A 17,722-nucleotide genomic window follows, 5' to 3' on the forward strand; every position below is an offset into this window, starting at 1 on the left:
GATGGTGCGGCACAACGACAGGTATGCGATCGTCGGCATCTCGTGCCTCTTCCCGGGAGCTGCCACGCCGGACGAGTTCTGGCGCAACCTCGACCAGGGGGTCGACAGTCGTACCGACGGTTCCCTCAAGATCTTCGCGGACGGCGCTCCGCCCGAAAGGAACTCGGGCAGGCCGCATCAGATCTACTGTACCCGTGGCGGTTTCATCAAGGATTTCGATTTTGATCCGTCCGGCTATTGCCTTCCCGCGACGTACCTGCGTGCGCTCGACCCGATGTTCCATTGGTCGGTGCAAGTCACCCGCGACGCATTGAACGACGCGGGACACCATCTGAACGGTCGCCGATTCCGGGGCGAGCGCACCGGGTTGATACTCGGCAACGCCGCCTTCGCCTCCACGGCCGCTGCGGATCGCGTTGCTGCACTGTGGCTTTCGGCTGTCGACAGCGGCTTGCGGCAGGCCGGCTTCGATCCGGGCGGCAGTCTGGTCGACGGCGAACCATCGATTCAGGACAATCCCTTGCCTACCGCGCACAACCTGTGGTCAGGGGGTATGCCCGCCCGCGTCGCGGCGGCCGCGGTCGGCATCTCCGGCCCGCAGTTCGCGCTCGACGGAGCCTGCGCGTCGGTGCTCTATTCGACCAAGCTCGCGTGCGACTACCTGGCGGTCGGGCGCGCCGATATGATGCTCGTAGGTGCGGTCTGCGGCCAAGACGTCCGGAGCATGCACCTGTCTTTCTCGGATCTGCATGCGTATCCGAAGGACGGGTTCAGCCAGCCCTTCGACGCCAGCTCCGGCGGCACACTGACCGGTCAGGGCGCGGGCATGATGGTGATCAAGCGACTCTCGGACGCGCACCGCGACGGCGACCGAATCCACGCCGTCATCGAAAGCGTCGAGCTTACAAACGACGGCGTCGGGCGCCACACCCTGGTTCCGCAACGTGGCGGTCAGGTCGACGCGTACCGACGGGCCTATGCTGCGGCGGGCCTCGATCCGTCCGCGGTGCAATATGTCGAGTGTCACGCGACAGGCACGCCGCTCGGTGACGGCGTGGAACTTTCCGGCATCCACGAGTTCTTCGGCCCGTCGGGCGTGCCGTTGCTCGGTTCGGTGAAATCCAATGTCGGGCATCTGCTTTCGGCGGCAGGCATGCCGAGCATGATCAAGACGATACTGGCGCTGCGGCACGGCAGCATCCCGCCGACGCCCGGGATCGGGACACCGCTCGACGCCGCTGGCGACCGTCTGGTCCGGGAACGCACTCCGTGGCCGGGCCGCGGGGTGCCGCGCAGGGCGGGTGTGTCGTCCTTCGGTTTCGGCGGCACCAACGCGCATCTGCTCCTTGCAGAGGCCGCCGCCCACCCGTCGCATCCCCCGTCTAGGCCGGTGGCGCTGCCACGCGTGGCGATCACCGGCCTGGGTTGCCACCTCGGGCCGTTCCAATCGGTGGACGAGTTCGAACAAGGCGTGCACCATTGCCGCACCGGGTTTCGGGCGATGTCCGATTGGATCTGGCGCGGTCTGCACCACGACCTCCCGGATTCGCCGCCCGCGATGGAGGGCGGCTACGTCAGTGAGTTCTCCTGCGACACTTTGAAGTCGCGGATCCCACCGACCGATCTCGACGGATACAACGATCAGCGCACGCTTTTCATCGAGGTCGCGGAGCAGGCGCTGAGCGACGCGGGCTTCCGGCAGCCCGCCTGTGGGCGCAGAGAGCCCCGGCGAGTGGCGGTGGTCGTTGCCGCGGAGCTCAATACGGTCTCGCACTCGTATCTGGCCCGTTACGAGGCGGAGTCGCGGCTAACCCGGCGAGTCAGCGAGCTCGGGCTCGCGGGCGATGCCGAGGCCGTTGCCGAGCTCATCGCAGCCGCGCAGCGCGGCATCGCTGACGGCTGGACGACGAACGCGGTGTTGAGCTTTCTCGGCGGCACCGCAACCAAGGTGTCGTCACTGTGGAACTTCACTGGACCGTCGTTCACCGTCGCCGCGGACAGCGCCGGATCGGCGGCCGCCGTCGAGGCCGCCGCGCTGATCCTGCTGGATGAGACCGTGGATGCGGTACTCGTGGGAGCGGTCGACTTTCCTGGAAATCTGGCGGACAGCCTTGCCCGCCAAAATCTCTCCGCGATGGGCGGTGAACCCGGCCTTGGAATAGGCGGCACCGGCGGGTGGCGGACTGGAGAAGGCGCGGCGGCGCTGGTACTCACCCGCGCCGAGGAGGCCGAGCGCGCGTACGCCACCATCGATGCGATGGAGGTTCATCGTGCCGCGGATTCGGTCGATGTCCCCACAGACACCTCGGCGGTATCCGCCGTCGCTCGCGCCGTGTTGCAGGCCGCGGCGGTCACGCCGACAGAGGTCGATTTCGTCGCGATGCACTCGTCGGGGATTCCGGCCCAGGATGCCGCCGAGTTGGACGGATTGGCCGCCGTCTGGACTGCCCCGGCGTCGGGTGAACGCAGCGCGGCGCTGGGCGCCGCGGCGGCGTACGTCGGTGACACTCAGCTGGTTTCGACGCTGGCTAGCGTGATCCTGACGGCGCTCAATCTGTACCACTGCCGTATCCCGGCGACGCCCGGGTGGCAGGGCCCGGCGGAGCGCTTCGGTGAGACCTTGTCCAACTCGGCCTTCTACGTGCCGACCGACACCAGGCCCTGGCTGAGAGCGTCCAAGGGAAGCGCCCGCCGCGCAGTGATCAATGGATTCGGCACTGCGGGCACCTATGTCGGATTGTTGATGTCGAGCGCTTCGGTGCGCGGCGACGTCGCCGAGGTGGAGGGCCCGGCGGTCCATGGCCAGATGCTAATTCCGGTCGGCGGTGTGGATCTCGAGGACCTGATGCGGCGGACGACGCGACTGCGCGACGGCATAGACGAGGGGATGTCGCTGCGCGGTCTTGCCGAAGCCGTGGCGCCCGCATCTGGCGACCGAGTGCGAATGGTTTTGTGTGCCAACACCGCCGAAGGCGTTCGGCGGGAGCTGGAACAAGCCGTCGGCAGCGTGCCGGAGGCTTTTCGTGCGGGCGAGGAATGGGTCACGCCAGGTGGAAGCTTTGCCACGCCGGACCCGATAGGCGCGGATGGCAAAGTGGCACTGGTTTTTCCGGGAATGCTCAGCGCCTACCCAGGTGTCGGGGCCGACATGTTTAGGGTGTTTCCGGGGTTGTTCGCGGAGGCCGAGCGTGCGGTCGACTGTCCGGCCGACCTGATCAAGACGGACTTGCTGTACTCGAAGACCATCCGCCCCGACAATGCCGACGAGCAGGCGGCCGCGGCCAAAACGCTACTGCAGGACTTCAATTCGGTAGTCGACGTCAGTAGCTCGTTCGCCTGGCTGAGCGCGCGGGCGCTGCGCTTGATCGGGTTGCCGGTGCAGGGAGCGGTCGGCTACAGCCTCGGCGAAGTCAGCATGCTCTACGCACTGGGCGTCTGCGAGCCGTCCTCACACGGCCCGCGCGAGCGGGAACTAGCCGCCGATGTCTTCCACCGCCGCCTCAGCGGGCCCAAACTCGCCGTGCGCGAGGCCTGGCAGCTCAGCGACGAGGTCGCCGACGACTTGGTCTGGTCTTCGGCGGTAGTCTTCGACGACGCGGACAAGGTGAAAGCCGCTGCTGCGCAATACGACCGGGTCTTCATTACCCAGGTGAACACCGCCACCGAGGTGGTGATCGCGGGCGATCCCGACCAGTGCGCGGAATTCGTCGCGGCACTCGGATCCAGCAGTCTGCCGGCGGCCGTGAGCCACGTGGTACACTGCCCCATACCCGACCCGGTACAGCTTGCGGCGAGCCTGTATCGGAAAACCAGGGCGGTAGACGACCTCGAGCTGTTCAGCTCATCGACTTATACCGCCATCACCGATTTCGATCCTAAGCTGATCGCGGCGAACTGTGCGGCCACCTTGCGCCAGACCATCGACTTCCCCCGTCTGCTCACGTCCATGTCCGAGCAGGGGTACCGCTATTTCGTCGAGGTCGGGCCAGGCGGGAACTGCACCAGATGGATCCGTGAGACATTGGCGGGTTCGGGCTTCTTGGCCGAATCCGTGGACCGTCGCCGAGAACCCGCGGCCGCCGGATTCGGCCGGGTGCTCGCGAAGCTGGTGGGTCATGGATTACCGATCGATCTGACACCATTCCTGCCCGCCGAATCCACACCCTGCCGACGCGCACCGTCCGTGCGCCGCATCAACCGAGGAGGCCCACCGGTTGCAGATTTGGTGAGTGAGGGCGCGCGCTCGGTGGTCGAGCGACTGTCGCACAGCGTTCCCGAGCGAATCGATGAAACCCTGATCACTTTCCAGCTAAGGACGCTCCACGACGAGCTCCCGAACCCGGGACCGGTCGTTCTGGACCGCGCGGATCTGGTCGAGTTCGCGACCGGGAAGCTGGCAAATGTCTTCGGGCCCGAATACAAATCGATCGACAATTACCCGCGTCGAGTACGGTTGCCCGCGGACCCGTTCCTGCTGACCTCCCGGGTCACCCGAATCGACGCCGATCGCGGCAAGTTCGAGCGTTCGTTCATCCAGTCGGAATACGACGTTCCCCACGGGGCGTGGTATTGCGTCGACGGCCAGGTCCCCTACGGCATCATCGCCGAAGCCGGACAGTGCGCACTGGTGCTGCTCAGCTACCTGGGCATCGATGACGTCGGCCAGGGCGAGCGCATTTATCGGCTGCTCGACGGTACGCTGACCGCGTTCGGCCCCGCGGTGCGCGAGGGCCAGCGACTGCGGTACGACATCACGATCGACCGTTTCGCCCAAGCCGGCGGTGCGACGCTGGTCTTCTCCGGCTACAAGTGCTACGCCGACGGCGAGTTGTTCTTCGATTCCGCCAACGGCTGCGCGGGATTCTTCACCTACGAAGAGCTCGCCGCATCGAAGGGGCTGCGGGAGCGACTGGAGCCGAGGCCGACAACCGGTCCGAACATGTATCTGAAGCCGCTGGCCCGGACCACCCGCACGAGCCTCGGGCGCGATGAGATCGACCTGTTGATCGACGGCCGGTTCGCCGATGTGTTCGGCGCGGCCTACGAACAGACTCCCGATGCCAACCGGTCACTGCGGCTCAACGGCACAAAGCTCCGCATGGTCGACGAGATCCTGCACATGGACCTCACCGGGGGAGTGAACCACCGCGGAACCTGCACCGCCGTCAAGCGATTGGACCCGGCGGAATGGTATTTTGCCAGTCACTTCGTCGGCGATCCGGTCATGCCGGGCACCCTGGTGGCAGAGGGATGCGTGCAGGTCTTGCAGGCGTACGCACTGTTTTCCGGACTTCATCTGTGCCTGCTTGACGCCACATTCCAGCCGATCAAAGGCCTGTCCACCACGACGAAGGTGCGTGGCCAAGTCACTCCGGCCACACGGGAGATTACCTACGAACTGTCAATAGTGGACATGGGTCTGCTGCCGCGCCCTTACGTCATCACCGATGTGCTGGTGTGTGCCGACGGTGTCCCCGTGGCCAAGCTGACCGACGTCGGGTTGGAAATCCGCGAGAAGCCGGGAACCCCCTACCGGCCGGACGACAACGGCCGCGTCACCCGGTTCCTCGGTCGGCGCGGAGTCGACGGCGCTCCAGCGATCCTGAGCGAAATGCACCTCGCGCACATCGCGAGGGGGGATCACCGGATGCTCGGTGAGGAGTTCGCGGTGTACCAGCGGATGCCGCACGTGCCGCGGCTGCCGAGCGCCGAGATGGGCTTTGTCGACCGCATGATGAACATTAATCGCGACCGCGGTGACCTCAGCCCCGGCGCTGTCATCGAAACCGAATACGACGTTGCCCCCGACGCGTGGTTCCTCACGGAGAACGGGAACTTCGTTCCGAACTTCGCGTTGATGGAAGCCGCATTGCAGACCACGGTGCTCGCACCCTATTACCTCGGCAGCACCCTGCGCTTTCCGACCGAAGAATTTTACCTGCGCAATCTGGGCGGGCAAGCGACCGTCGTGCGGGATGTCGACCTGCGCGGCAAAACGATGCGAACCCGCGCAGTGATGCTGTCGAGCGATGCAGTGGGCGGGGCCATCCTGCACCGGGCCGGCTTCGAAGTGAGTGTCAACGGCGAGGTTTTCTACCACGGCGAGGGGATTTCGGGCTTCTTCTCCCCGGCGCTGCGCACCGGAAACGTCGGCTTGGACCGCGGCCAGGAAACGCTCCCGTGGCTCGACACCGCGCAGCTGCCGCCCGGCTCGGTCCAGGAGGTCGATGTGGCCGCATTGCGCGCCGGAGTCGGTTCGCTCGGCATCGGCACCGGCCGTCTCGATCTGCTCGACGGTCTCCGCGTAGTGCCCGGCGGCGGCCGTTACGGCGCGGGCTATCTGGCCGGATGGCGCATGACCGGTGCCCGAGATTGGTACTTCCCCTTGCACTTCTACGAAGACGAGGTGATGCCGGGTTCCTTGGGCATCGAGGCGGTGCTGTCGGGTCTGCGCGGATATGTCATGACCACCGGGATGGCCGATGCGATGGCGCGACCGCGGTTCGGGCATGCGTGCGGCGTGAGCATGGAGTGGACATATCGCGGCGAATGCGCGCCCGAGGAAGCCCGTCTCGACTTCGATGCGCACATCAAAGAGGTGCGACGCGAGCCTGGCCGATTGCACGTGATCGGCGACGCGAGTGTCTGGCGAAACCGGCTGCGCATCTACGAGTGCAAGAACATCGCGATGGCGGTCTACGACGACGCAGAAGTTGGCCGGTCATGACCGCGCCCGCCCGCTGGAGCGGGAACACAGTCCCGAGGTTCGATGCCGACGGCATTCGAGCCGAGCTCGAAAACTTGGATCAGCATTGCTATCTAGTCAGTGACGGTGCGCGCACCGGCGCGGTCGCGGGCGGGCAGGTCGCGAGTGAGGGACCCTACGAGGTGCTGGCGCAGGCGTCGCCATCGGCGCCGGAGAGTCTGGGATCCAACGCGTTTCGTCGTGCACACGGTGTCCGCATGGCCTACATGGCGGGCTCGATGGCGAACGGAATCGCGTCGGTAGACCTCGTCGTGGCCCTGGCGCGCTCGGGCGGGCTGTCCTCGTTCGGGGCGGCGGGTCTCTCGATCGATCGGATATCGGCTGCGCTGGACCGGTTTTCGAGCGAGATTCCCGGTTTGCCGTTCGCGTGCAATCTGATCCATTCGCCCGCCGAGCCGAAGATGGAACGGGAGACCGTCGACCTGTACCTGCGCCGAGGGGTGCGGTGCGTGGAGGCCTCCGCGTTTCTGGATCTCACCCCTGAGATAGTGCGCTACAGCGTTTCCGGACTGCGTCGTGATCGAAGCGGCGGCATCCTCAACGAGCACCGGGTCATCGCCAAAATCTCGAGATCCGAGGTCGCCGAGAAGTTCATGCGCCCCGCGCCGTGGGCCGTGCTCGACGCATTGGTGGCCGACGGTCTTATCGAGCCCGAGCAGGCCGCGCTGGCCGCGGACATGCCCGTCGCCGGGGACATCACGGTCGAGGCGGATTCAGGCGGCCACACAGATCGCCGCCCGCTAGCGGTCGCCCTTCCGGCCCTGCTGCGACTGCGTAATTCGCTGGCAGCCACCCTCCGACCTATGGCCGGCCTGCGCATCGGCGCGGCCGGGGGCCTGGGCACCCCCGAGGCGCTGGCTGCGGCGTTCGCGATGGGGGCCGACTACGTCGTGACCGGCTCGGTGAACCAGTCGTGTGTCGAAGCGGGCACCTCCGCGCGGGTCAAGCAGCTGTTGTCGCGGGCGGGGGTTGCAGATTGCGCGATGGCACCCGCCGCCGACATGTTCGAGATCGGGGCCGAGGTCCAGGTCCTCAAGTCCGGGACCATGTATCCCATGCGCGCGGCGCGGCTGAGGGAGTTCTACCGAACATACGACGGCCTGGAAGCGGTGTCCGAGAAGGACGTGCGCTGGCTGGAATCGGTATTCGGTCTGTCGGTCGACGCAGTCTGGGCCGAATGCTTGGCGTTCTTCAACCGGCGCGACCCGGAACAAATCCTGCGGGCGAAGCACGATCCGAAACGTCGGATGGCGCTCGTCTTCCGCTGGTACCTGGGGATGTCGGCGCAATGGGCGAGCAGCGGTGAGGTCGGCCGAGTCCGGGACTACCAGGTGTGGTGCGGCCCCGCGATGGGCGGATTCAACGACTGGGCCACAGGCAGCCATCTCGAGGATCCCGCCAACCGCTTCGCTGCGGAGATCGGACGGCAACTGATGACCGGGGCCGCCTACCACCTGCGTATGACCCAACTACGGGCAGCGGGTGCTGCCCTCTCGGCGCGGATCGCCACCTTCGAACCCACGCCACGTACGGCGAATCACCACAGCGAGAGGGATTGACCCATGAACGACAAACTGACAGAGCCGAACTCGCACCAGGTCCTCACCGACGTGCGCGAACTGATCGCCAAACGGCTCGATATCGACGTCGCGCAGGTCGATGCGCAGACCCGGATGCTCGACCTGCCCGGCATCGACTCGCTCAAGCTGCTCAGCGGCCTGGTGGCGGTCGAGGACCACTTCGGGGTGACCCTCGACGAGCAGCAGGCGATGGCCGTCAGGACGGTGGGCGAGATCGCCGGACTGGTCAATACGGCAATCCGGAGCAGCGGGCGATGAGCCCAGGCACCCGGGTCCGCGGCACGGCCGTCTATCTACCGGAAGACCGAAGCGCGACGAGCGCCGTCGAACGCGATATTATGGTAGCGAATCCGCGACTCGACATCCCGGAGGGGCTCGTCGAACGTCTTACCGGGGTGCGGTACTGCCATGTCGCACCAGCCGGGTGGGTCGCGTCCGATCTCGCCGCCGAAGCGGCGATGAAGTTGCTCGCCGAAACCGGTTGCGACGTAGACGATATCGAGCTGATCATGTTCGCCGCCGCCAGCGCCGATGTACTCGAGCCGGCGACCGCGCACATCGTCGCACAGCGACTCGGAGCCTCCTGTCCGGTCTTCGACGTCAAGAACGCATGTCTGTCCATGCTCAACGCCATCGAGGTCGGCGACGCGCTGATCGGCAGCGGCCGCTACGCGCGAATTCTGCTGACCTGCGGCGAGATCCCCTCGCGGCTGCGGCGACGCGACTTCGACAGTCTCGAGGACTACGTGGAGAACGCCCCCGCCATCACGATGTCCGATATAGGCGCGGCGATGCTATTGGAGGCCGGTCCGGTGAATCAGGTGCTCGGGCACCGATTCGCCGCACACTCGTCCGCCTGGGACGCCGCGGTGACACCCATGGTCGACGAGGACGACGGCAGCCTGCGAGTGCTGAGCTTTCGGGTACGCCCGATGCAGCTGATGCGTGCGATGCAGACGATGAAGTTCACCGTGATCGAGCAATTTCTCGCCGACCACGGCCTGACGATGGACGACTTCGCCCTCGTTTGCGTGAGTCAGACGTCGGTCCCACACCTGCGACAGGTCGGCGACGATCTCTCCATCCCGCCCGAGAAGCTGATCGTCACCGTCGACGAGTATGGCAGCGCGAATGCCGCCGGTATTCCATTGCAATTGGTGCGCGCCGCTGAAACCGGCCAAATTCGGCCGGGCGACCTCGTCGCATTGATCGGTATCGGCAGCGGGATCAGTACCGGAATCGTCGTCCTCAGATGGTAATCAATCGACGGCACGGATCAGGACAACGGGAGTGAAAATGACAGCAATGGTGAAATCTGGCTACAGTGGTGCATCAAACACGGCAATCAGCCACCACTACGACATTTCGAATGATTTCTACGAATTGTGGCTCGACGAGAATGTCGTGTACTCCTGTGCGCTGTGGGGGGAGGGCGACACACTTGAGTCGGCGCAGTTGCGCAAACTCGACTATTTCGTCGAGCAGACCCAAAGTGCGAATGCTCGACGCGTCCTCGATGTGGGCTGCGGTTGGGGTTCGATGCTCCATCGCCTGGTCAGCGCGCATAACGTGTCGGAGGTCGTCGGCCTAACGCTGAGCGAGGAGCAGGTCGACAAGGTCCAGTCGCTGAATATTCCGGGATGCGAAGTGCGGCTGGAGAATTGGCACGATCACCAGCCGACGGGGCGCTACGACGCGATCATCTCGCTCGGCGCGTTCGAACACTTCGCACGGCGCGGGCTCACCCGCGAGCAGAAGGTGGCCGGCTACCGCACCTTCTTCGAGAAGTGCCGCTCCTGGCTCGAGCCGGGCGGCCGCCTCGGACTCCAGACCCTGGTCCGCGGAAATATCATCAAGTTCGACCGCCAATATATCCGCGATATGGAATTCGTGGCCGAACATATCTACCCCGACACCGAGACGCCCTACGTGTCCGAGATCATCGAAGCAAGTGAGAAGATTTTCGACACGGTCGCCGTGCGAATTGACCCGCATCATTACGAACGAACGATCCAGGAATGGCGTCGACGTCTGGTCGATAACCGGGACCGGGCGGTTGAAATCAGCGGCCGGCAAACCTACGACAATTACTTGCGCTACCTCGATACCTGTGAACACTCGTTCAAGTATCGGTTCGCAAGCCTGTTCCGATTCACATTCGAATAAGCGGACAACCGGCAAGGGGAAGTTCAATGTCAAATAAGAAGCTGGTCGAGGATCTACATCTGTGCGAGTCGGACATCGAGTCGCTGGGCGCCGAGTTGACGGCGATCTACGAACGGGTGCGCGCCGATCTCGGAGAGAAGGACGCTCAGTACATCTACGGCATGATCCGGCTGCAGCGCACCCTTGAGGTCGTCAGCCGGTTGGCGCTGGTCCTGGCCGCCTCCCGCAATCGATGGGGGTGGTTCATCAGCGCCTCGGCGCTGGGGGCTGCCAAGATCCTGGAGAACATGGAGGTCGGACACAACATCCTGCACGGGCAATGGGATTGGATGAACGACCCGGAGGTCAGCTCGGCCACCTACGAGTGGGACTTCGACGATCCATCGGAACTCTGGAAGCAATCGCACAATCTGGTCCACCACAAGTACACGAACATCATGGGCGTGGACGAAGACTTCGGGTTCGGACTGTTGCGGCTCACTCCGGAACGCAACTGGAAGCCGATCCACCTCGGCAATCTGCCCTTCAATCTGTTCTTCACGCTGATCTTCGCGACCGGCGTGGCGTTCAGAAATCTGCAACTGGTCGCAATCAATCGCGGCCGAGATGTCGACGACACCTTTCAGGGCAAGCTGAACACGGTGCAGCGCAAGATTATCAAGCTGTACGCCAAGGACTACGTGCTCTACCCGGCGCTGGCCAGCCGCGGCTCCTTCAAGGGTTGGCGGCGTGCCGCCTCGGCGGTGCTCGCCGCGAACATCGCCCGCAATTCCTGGGTGTACTCGCTGCAGATGGGCAATCACTGGCCGGCAAGCGTGGTGAAATTCCGGAAATCGGATATCGAGGACGAAACACGGTCCGAATGGTACGTGCGGCAGATAGTCGGCAGCGCGAACTTTCATTCGGGCACGTTCTTCAGAATATTCTCCGGTCATTTGACGCATCAGATCGAGCACCATCTCTTTCCCGATCTGCCGAGCAGCAGGTATGCCGAGATCGCTCCGGAGGTTCAGGAACTGTGCCAGAAGTACGACATCCCGTACACCATCGATTCCTTCCCGCGGCAGTGGCTCCGCGTCTGGGGTCTGCTCGCGAAAATGTCATTGCCGCCGGCCATCGCTCCGCAGTCGATCAATAGGTAGGTCTCGTCGTGGACAAAACTCAGGCAGACGTCTTCCCCGGCCCGTGGTGGCCCGCGTTGGCGCAGACTATATTGCTATACAGCCGCGCCTGGTGGATCGGCGGAGAATCCCTGCGCCACAAGTACGGAGAGGTATTCCGATTGCGGCTGGTCAACCCCGGTCCGAAATCGGCGAAGACCGGACTCGTCGTCGCGGACCCCGAAGAGATGCGGTCTGTTCTGACCGGGTCCCCGCAGATCTACGAGGCGGGCAAGAGCCATGCGCTGCGGCCCATCTGGGGAAAGCACTCGGTGCTCTCTGTGGATGGGGAGGCGCATGCCCGGCTGCGGCGACTGTTGATGCCGTCCTTCTCCGGAGCGGCGCTGCGCGGCTACGCGACGATGTTCGAGACCCTCGCCGAGGCGGATGCCAAGAATTGGCCTCTCGACACGCCGACCACCGCGCTGGAGAACACCCAGCGAATTACGCTGGAGATAATCCTGCGCACCGTCTTCGGAGTTTCGGATGAGGAGCGTTCCGCGGTACTGCGGCCTCTGACCGCCAGAATCGGAACGCTCGGGGTCGGGGAGATCCTCTGGCTGACCGTTCCTACCCTGAAAAAGTTCCGGGTCGGGCTGGAGTACCGCCAGGCGCTGATTCGGCTCCGCGAGATCATGGATCGCGAGATCGTCCAGCGCCGAACGGATCCCGATCTCCACGGGCGCGCAGACGTGCTTTCGAGAATGCTGGCCGTCGACATGGACGGCGACAGGCTGACCGATGCCGAGGTCCGCGACCAACTGGTCTCGCTCGTCACGGTGGGTCAGGAGTCCACAGCGAAGGCGCTAGCGTGGTGCTTGCTTCACCTGGCCTACAACCCCGATGTCCAGCGGAAGGCGCAGGCCGCCGCGGACGCCGGGGATCTAGGCTATCTCACCGCAGTCTTCAAGGAGAGTTTGCGTCTGCACGCCGTCGTCGCATTCGCGGCGCGGCGGGTGGCGGAACCGGTGAAGGTCGCCGGGCGCGAGGTTCCGGCGGGCACCGTGGTGCTCCCGTTCTTGAGCGCGCCGCACCGAGACGGACGCTACTTTCCGGAACCGACCGAGTTTCGTCCCGAACGATTTCTCGGTGAGTCCGACGATCAGCTCCGCAAGTGGCAGCCCTTCGGCGGCGGTGTCCGGCGCTGCCTGGGCGCCGGATTCTCCCTGGCCGAGTCTCCGATCATTCTGCGTTCGGTATTGACGCGTTACGACATCGCGCCGAGCCGTCCGGTCATGGAAGGCCCCAGCCGATTGCCCAATATTGTGGTCGGTCCGCGGTATGGCGGTCAGATTCGGCTGACCGAACGTCCGTCGACGGCGTCCGACCTCGAGGTGGGGTGATATGTCGGACTTAAAGCCCTTCTATTCAGACGTCCAGTCTCACTACGATTTGTCCGACGATTTCTTCGCCCTGTTCCTGGACCCGTCCATGACCTACAGCTGCGCATATTTTCAGCGGGAGGACATGACGCTAGAGGAAGCGCAGCTGGCCAAGATCGATCTGGCACTCGGGAAGCTGAACCTGGCGCCGGGGATGACACTGCTCGATGTCGGCTGCGGGTGGGGCTCGACGATCAAGCGAGCTCTCCAAAAATACGACGTCAATGTCATAGGTCTGACACTAAGCAGGAACCAGTACGACCGCGTGAACCCGGAACTGGCCGCCCTGCCGAATCCGACCGGCCGGACCGCCGAGGTCCGGCTGCAGGGCTGGGAGGAGTTCGACGGCCCCGTCGACCGGATCGTGAGTATCGGTGCCTTCGAGCACTTCCGGAAGGAGCGCCACACCGCGTTCCTGGAGAAGACGTATCGGCTGTTGCCCCCGGCTGGTCGGATGCTGCTGCATACGATCGTGCTCTACAACGATCAGGACCTCGCGGCGATGGGGATTTCTCCGTCCTTCGAGCGCTTGCTCTTCGGACTGTTTGTCTCGCAGGAGATCTTCCCTGGTGGTCAACTGCCCGACCCCCGAAAGATTCGCGACCTCGGCCCTGCGGCCGGATATGTCCTGGAGCGCGAGCAAGCCCTCCAGCTACATTACGCACGCACGCTCGATTTGTGGGCCGATGCCCTGCAGTCGCGGCAGTCGCGGGCCCTGGCCGTGGGCGGCCGGACGGTCTACGAACGGTACCTCAAGTATCTCACCGGATGTGCGGACAGCTTTCGCGAAGGTGCCATCGACGTCATTCAGTTCACCCTCGTGAAGGAGTGAGTGTGCCCGACATTGCTGATACCTTGGACGGCATCGGCCGCTGGTTGGTCGGCCCGGTGGCTGATGTCGCCGCGCCGGGCCGTGGGTCGCTGAACCTATTGCGGGGGATAGCGGCTCGCGCGACCGTTCCGCTGCTGCCCGACGACTACCTGCATCTGATCAACCCGCTGTGGAGCGCACGGGAGCTGCGCGGTCGCGTCGTCGAGGTGCGACCGGAAACACCCGACTCGGCGACACTGGTGATTAAGCCCGGCTGGGGATTCAGCTACGACTACCAACCGGGCCAGTACATCGGCATCGGCGTCAGTGTCGACGGCCGATGGCATTGGAGGTCGTACTCGCTGATCTCACCGCCCGGGCGGGATCGGGCGATCTCGCGCCGCGATGCCGCCGGGACGGTGTCGATCGCGGTCAAGGCGATGCCGGACGGCTTTCTGTCCGAGCACCTGGTCCGTGGCGTGCCCGCGGGCACCATCGTGCGACTGGCGCTGCCCGCGGGCAATTTTCGGCTGCCCGAGCCGCCGCCGCCTCGAATCCTGTTCCTGACCGCGGGAAGTGGGATCACGCCGGTAATGGGCATGCTGCGAACCATGGCTCGTCGCGACAACCTAACCGAGATCGTGCACGTGCATTCCGAATTGACTCGAGCGGGCGTGATGTTCGCGGACGAGCTCGAGGAGCTGGAGCGACGGTTCCCTGGTCGCTACCGGCTTCGGGCGCAGCAGACGCTCGAGGATGGGCGGATCACCCGGGCCCGGCTGGACGAACTCGTGCCGGACTGGCGTGCGCGGCCGAGCTGGGTGTGCGGACCTGCCTCACTGCTCGACGACGCCGAACGGTGGTGGACCGAGGCGGGTTTGGCGGATCGCCTCCGTGCCGAACGCTTCGAGTTGCCCCGGGGCGCGGCTGGGGAGGGTGGAACGATCACATTCGCCAAATCCGGTCGGACCGTCATCGCCGATGGGGCGACGTCCTTATTGCACGCGGGCGAGGGCATCGGCGTCACCATGCCATTCGGCTGCCGGATGGGTATCTGCCACACCTGTCTGGTGGGGTTGGCGCAGGGGGCGGTGGTCGACTTGCGCTCGGGCATCGAGTATCTGGCCGGCGACCGGATCCAGACCTGCGTGAGCGCCGCCGCGGGGGACTGCACGCTGGACTGCTGAATTCGACGGTGAAGACAAGATGTCAACGACACATCGGCCCAGAGGAGTTGAGCAGGCGATGTTGCAGGGATGGTTTCAGATCGGGACCTCAGCCGAATGCTCTGAGGGACAGGTCATTACGAGGAGAGTCTTCGACTCCGAGATCGTGTTGTGGCGAACGGCCGACGGGACGGTTACCGTGACTGACGCGCATTGCGGTCATCTCGGCGCCCATCTGGGCATCGGCGGCCGGATCAAGAACGACACGCTGGTCTGCCCGTATCACGGCTGGGCCTGGGACCGCACCGGCCTGTGCGCACGGGTGCCCTACGCCCCGAACGAAGTCCCGGACGCCAGGATTCGAGCGTGGCCGAGCGTGGAGCGGAGTGGTGGCATCTTCGTGTGGACCGGCCGCGCGGACAGTGTCGAGGAGTGTGATATCCCAGACGTCCACGGTGGGGAGGCAACGCCCAGTCTCATCGAGATGAAGGCTTCCCATGGTGTGGGCGACAGTAGAGCGGTCGTCTATCGCGATCGTGCGATCGATCCGCGCGTACCGGGCGAGCACAGCACCGATTTCGCGCACTTCAAATACATTCACCTCGCTACCGATGCCGCGGTCCAAACCAACTACTCTATCGCGGGGAATATTTTCCGGGCCGACTATGCCGTTGATTACAAGATTGGACCGGGGTCCCCCAAGCCGCACCGGGTTCGCTTTACGAATTTCGGCCCGGGCGTCGTCACCGTGGAGAATTGGGGCGTAGTCGACCACGTGCTCCTGGCATCGGTCACTCCCACCGGCGGCGGTCGCGTTGATGTCTATTACTCGGTATGGGTGACCGAAGAATTATCCGCAAGGGTGAAAATTGATTACGATCCGATCTTCACGGCTCTGATCGCCCAGTTCGAAGCTGATTTGATTGTTTGGGAAAATCAAACGTGGGTCGCCGACCCGCCGTATTTAGCCTCCGAATCGCGGTGTTTGCGGGACTACCGAATCTGGGCCGAGCATTTTTCCGCGACACGGCCGGGTGCCGATCGAACAACAATCTGAGTTGGTCAAGCTCGCCGGCCGCCGATGGTCGATGTTCGACCGGGGAAAATCCCCGGTCGAACAATCGGCCCTACAAATTACGATTGAAGGATCATCATGTCGCGCACAATCTTGGCGCAACCTCCGCTTGATAGTGGGCTGAAACCTATCCACGGCACCGGCTATTCGTGGCTGCAAGAGAGAATGTTGTTCGTCAGAGATCCGTTGCGGGTCGTGACGGAACGGCGTGCACGGTTCGGGGATATCACGTTCATGAACACCCTCGGTCGACATAAGGTTGTGATGCCGCTGACGGCGAGCGGCGTGGAAGAGATCGCGATGAACCGGGAAAAGGCGTTCGCAAGCGAACCCGCCTGGAGCTTCTTTATAGGTCCGTTCTTCCATCGAGGCCTGATGCTGATGGACTTCGAGGAACACCGGTATCACCGGCGAATCATGCAGCAGGCGTTCGCGGTCGGCCATCTCGAGCGCTATCTGGCGGCGATGGAGCCGGTGGTCGCTGAAGGAGTGCGGCGGTTCCCAGCCGGTGAGGGTGTGCACTTGTTGTCCGAGTTCAAGGCCTTGACGTTGGATCTGGCATTGCGCACGTTTCTCGGACTGGCCGTGCCCGCTGGCGAAGCGCGGAGGATCAATCGGGCTTTCGAGGATTGTCTTGCGGCCGGACTCGCGATTGTCCGGCATAATGTGCCCGGCACCAAGTGGGCCAAAGGGCTGGCGGGCCGAAAGATATTGGAGGAGTTCTTCTTTCGGCGGCTCGCGGCGAAGCGGGCGGTCGAGACCGATGATCTCTTCTCTGTGCTGTGCCACGCGATGTCGCCCGAAGGTGAGGTATTCACCGACGAGGACGTGGTGAACCACATGATCTTCGTTCTGATGGCTGCGCACGATACCAGCACTATCGCCCTCACCACCATGGCCTATTACTTGGCCCTGCACCCTGAATGGCAGGCCAAGGCCCGTGCCCAGTCGCAGGCGTTCGGCCGCGAGCTGGACTACCGGCGGATGGGGGAATTAGCCGTGCTGGATGCCGTCATGCGGGAGTCCATGCGGCTCAACGCGCCTGTACCTAGGCTGCCGCGGGAAGCGTTGATCGACACTCATATCGGCGACTACTTCATCCCGAAGGGCACGTTTGTCAGCGCATCGACGACGGTGACGCATTTCGACCCGACACTCTGGTCGGACCCGGAGGCGTTCGATCCGGGCCGTTTCGCGGCCGAGAGGGGTGAGGATAAGGCACATAAATTCGCATGGATGCCATTCGGTGGCGGGATGCACAAGTGCATTGGCTTGCATTTCGGGCAGCTGGAGGTCAAGGCGATCATGCATCACCTACTGCTGCGGTATGAATGGTCGGTTCCCGAGGATTATAAGTGGAAACTCGACTACACCACCCTGCCGGTGCCCAAAGACAAACTGCCGGTGCGGTTGCGGAAGCTCGGACTTATTGACTGAGCAAGATAATTTTCGGCTTGTCCATGTGAGAACAGCCGCCCCAATTCACTCGGCAGTTGCATCGTTCTATAAAAATTCTGCAGATTAGGAGCTTCTATGGGCACGGTCAGCGTTGTGAGAAGGCGAAATAGATGTCTGCTCGAACATCTTGTAGTGCCGGACTGCATTCGATACGATTC

11 protein-coding genes are annotated in these 17,722 nt (G+C 64.0%); all 11 read left to right on the top strand.

Annotated elements, in window-relative coordinates; translation table 11 throughout:
- Nucleotide 1 precedes the first annotated feature (1 nt).
- The 11 genes from FOY51_RS06290 to FOY51_RS06340 all read left to right on the top strand — a co-directional run bounded on the left by FOY51_RS06290 (nucleotide 2) and on the right by FOY51_RS06340 (nucleotide 17,543).
- Nucleotides 2-6,727, top strand: a complete 6,726-nt coding sequence (locus tag FOY51_RS06290) for a beta-ketoacyl synthase N-terminal-like domain-containing protein (RefSeq protein WP_149429314.1) — start codon at nucleotides 2-4, stop codon at nucleotides 6,725-6,727.
- Nucleotides 6,724-8,325 carry a PfaD family polyunsaturated fatty acid/polyketide biosynthesis protein gene (locus FOY51_RS06295; RefSeq protein ID WP_149429315.1) on the top strand — a complete coding sequence of 534 codons (1,602 nt, stop codon included), beginning with the start codon at nucleotides 6,724-6,726 and terminating at the stop codon, nucleotides 8,323-8,325. The genes FOY51_RS06290 and FOY51_RS06295 overlap by 4 nt, the downstream gene beginning before the upstream one ends.
- A 3-nt stretch (nucleotides 8,326-8,328) precedes the next feature.
- Nucleotides 8,329-8,604 (top strand): acyl carrier protein, encoded by a 276-nt coding sequence (locus tag FOY51_RS06300; RefSeq protein WP_149429316.1) that lies wholly within the window; start codon nucleotides 8,329-8,331, stop codon nucleotides 8,602-8,604.
- Nucleotides 8,601-9,605, top strand: coding sequence for a 3-oxoacyl-ACP synthase III family protein (locus FOY51_RS06305; RefSeq protein ID WP_149429317.1), 1,005 nt, complete (start codon nucleotides 8,601-8,603; stop codon nucleotides 9,603-9,605). Before FOY51_RS06300 ends, FOY51_RS06305 begins: the two co-directional genes overlap by 4 nt.
- 37 nt (nucleotides 9,606-9,642) lie before the next feature.
- Nucleotides 9,643-10,512, top strand: coding sequence for an SAM-dependent methyltransferase (locus FOY51_RS06310; protein WP_235916147.1), 870 nt, complete (start codon nucleotides 9,643-9,645; stop codon nucleotides 10,510-10,512).
- A gap of 26 nt (nucleotides 10,513-10,538) precedes the next feature.
- The gene (locus FOY51_RS06315) at nucleotides 10,539-11,654 is read left to right on the top strand and encodes a fatty acid desaturase family protein (protein WP_149429318.1); all 1,116 of its coding nucleotides are present in this window, start codon (nucleotides 10,539-10,541) and stop codon (nucleotides 11,652-11,654) included.
- An 8-nt stretch (nucleotides 11,655-11,662) separates the two neighbouring features.
- Nucleotides 11,663-13,015, top strand: a complete 1,353-nt coding sequence (locus FOY51_RS06320) for a cytochrome P450 (RefSeq protein WP_149429319.1) — start codon at nucleotides 11,663-11,665, stop codon at nucleotides 13,013-13,015.
- Between the two features lies 1 nt (nucleotide 13,016).
- Nucleotides 13,017-13,886, top strand: coding sequence for a cyclopropane mycolic acid synthase family methyltransferase (locus tag FOY51_RS06325; RefSeq protein ID WP_149429320.1), 870 nt, complete (start codon nucleotides 13,017-13,019; stop codon nucleotides 13,884-13,886).
- A gap of 2 nt (nucleotides 13,887-13,888) precedes the next feature.
- Entirely contained in the window at nucleotides 13,889-15,052 is a 1,164-nt protein-coding gene (locus tag FOY51_RS06330; protein ID WP_371830409.1) for a ferredoxin reductase, read from the top strand.
- 58 nt (nucleotides 15,053-15,110) lie between these two features.
- Nucleotides 15,111-16,088 (top strand): Rieske 2Fe-2S domain-containing protein, encoded by a 978-nt coding sequence (locus tag FOY51_RS06335; protein ID WP_187776198.1) that lies wholly within the window; start codon nucleotides 15,111-15,113, stop codon nucleotides 16,086-16,088.
- Between the two features lie 96 nt (nucleotides 16,089-16,184).
- Nucleotides 16,185-17,543, top strand: a complete 1,359-nt coding sequence (locus tag FOY51_RS06340) for a cytochrome P450 (protein WP_149429323.1) — start codon at nucleotides 16,185-16,187, stop codon at nucleotides 17,541-17,543.
- The last annotated feature ends 179 nt before the right edge of the window (nucleotides 17,544-17,722 follow it).

The organism is Antrihabitans cavernicola, assembly GCF_008297975.1.
GTDB classification, from domain to species: domain Bacteria; phylum Actinomycetota; class Actinomycetes; order Mycobacteriales; family Mycobacteriaceae; genus Antrihabitans; species Antrihabitans cavernicola.

Excerpts from the sequence above, each read along its gene's own strand:
- FOY51_RS06290 (WP_149429314.1), top strand. The coding sequence starts at position 2 with ATGGTGCGGCACAACGACAGGTATGCGATCGTCGGCATCTCGTGCCTC.
- FOY51_RS06295 (WP_149429315.1), top strand. The coding sequence starts at position 6,724 with ATGACCGCGCCCGCCCGCTGGAGCGGGAACACAGTCCCGAGGTTCGAT.
- FOY51_RS06300 (WP_149429316.1), top strand. The coding sequence starts at position 8,329 with ATGAACGACAAACTGACAGAGCCGAACTCGCACCAGGTCCTCACCGAC.
- FOY51_RS06305 (WP_149429317.1), top strand. The coding sequence starts at position 8,601 with ATGAGCCCAGGCACCCGGGTCCGCGGCACGGCCGTCTATCTACCGGAA.
- FOY51_RS06310 (WP_235916147.1), top strand. The coding sequence starts at position 9,643 with ATGACAGCAATGGTGAAATCTGGCTACAGTGGTGCATCAAACACGGCA.
- FOY51_RS06315 (WP_149429318.1), top strand. The coding sequence starts at position 10,539 with ATGTCAAATAAGAAGCTGGTCGAGGATCTACATCTGTGCGAGTCGGAC.
- FOY51_RS06325 (WP_149429320.1), top strand. The coding sequence starts at position 13,017 with ATGTCGGACTTAAAGCCCTTCTATTCAGACGTCCAGTCTCACTACGAT.
- FOY51_RS06335 (WP_187776198.1), top strand. The coding sequence starts at position 15,111 with ATGTTGCAGGGATGGTTTCAGATCGGGACCTCAGCCGAATGCTCTGAG.
- FOY51_RS06340 (WP_149429323.1), top strand. The coding sequence starts at position 16,185 with ATGTCGCGCACAATCTTGGCGCAACCTCCGCTTGATAGTGGGCTGAAA.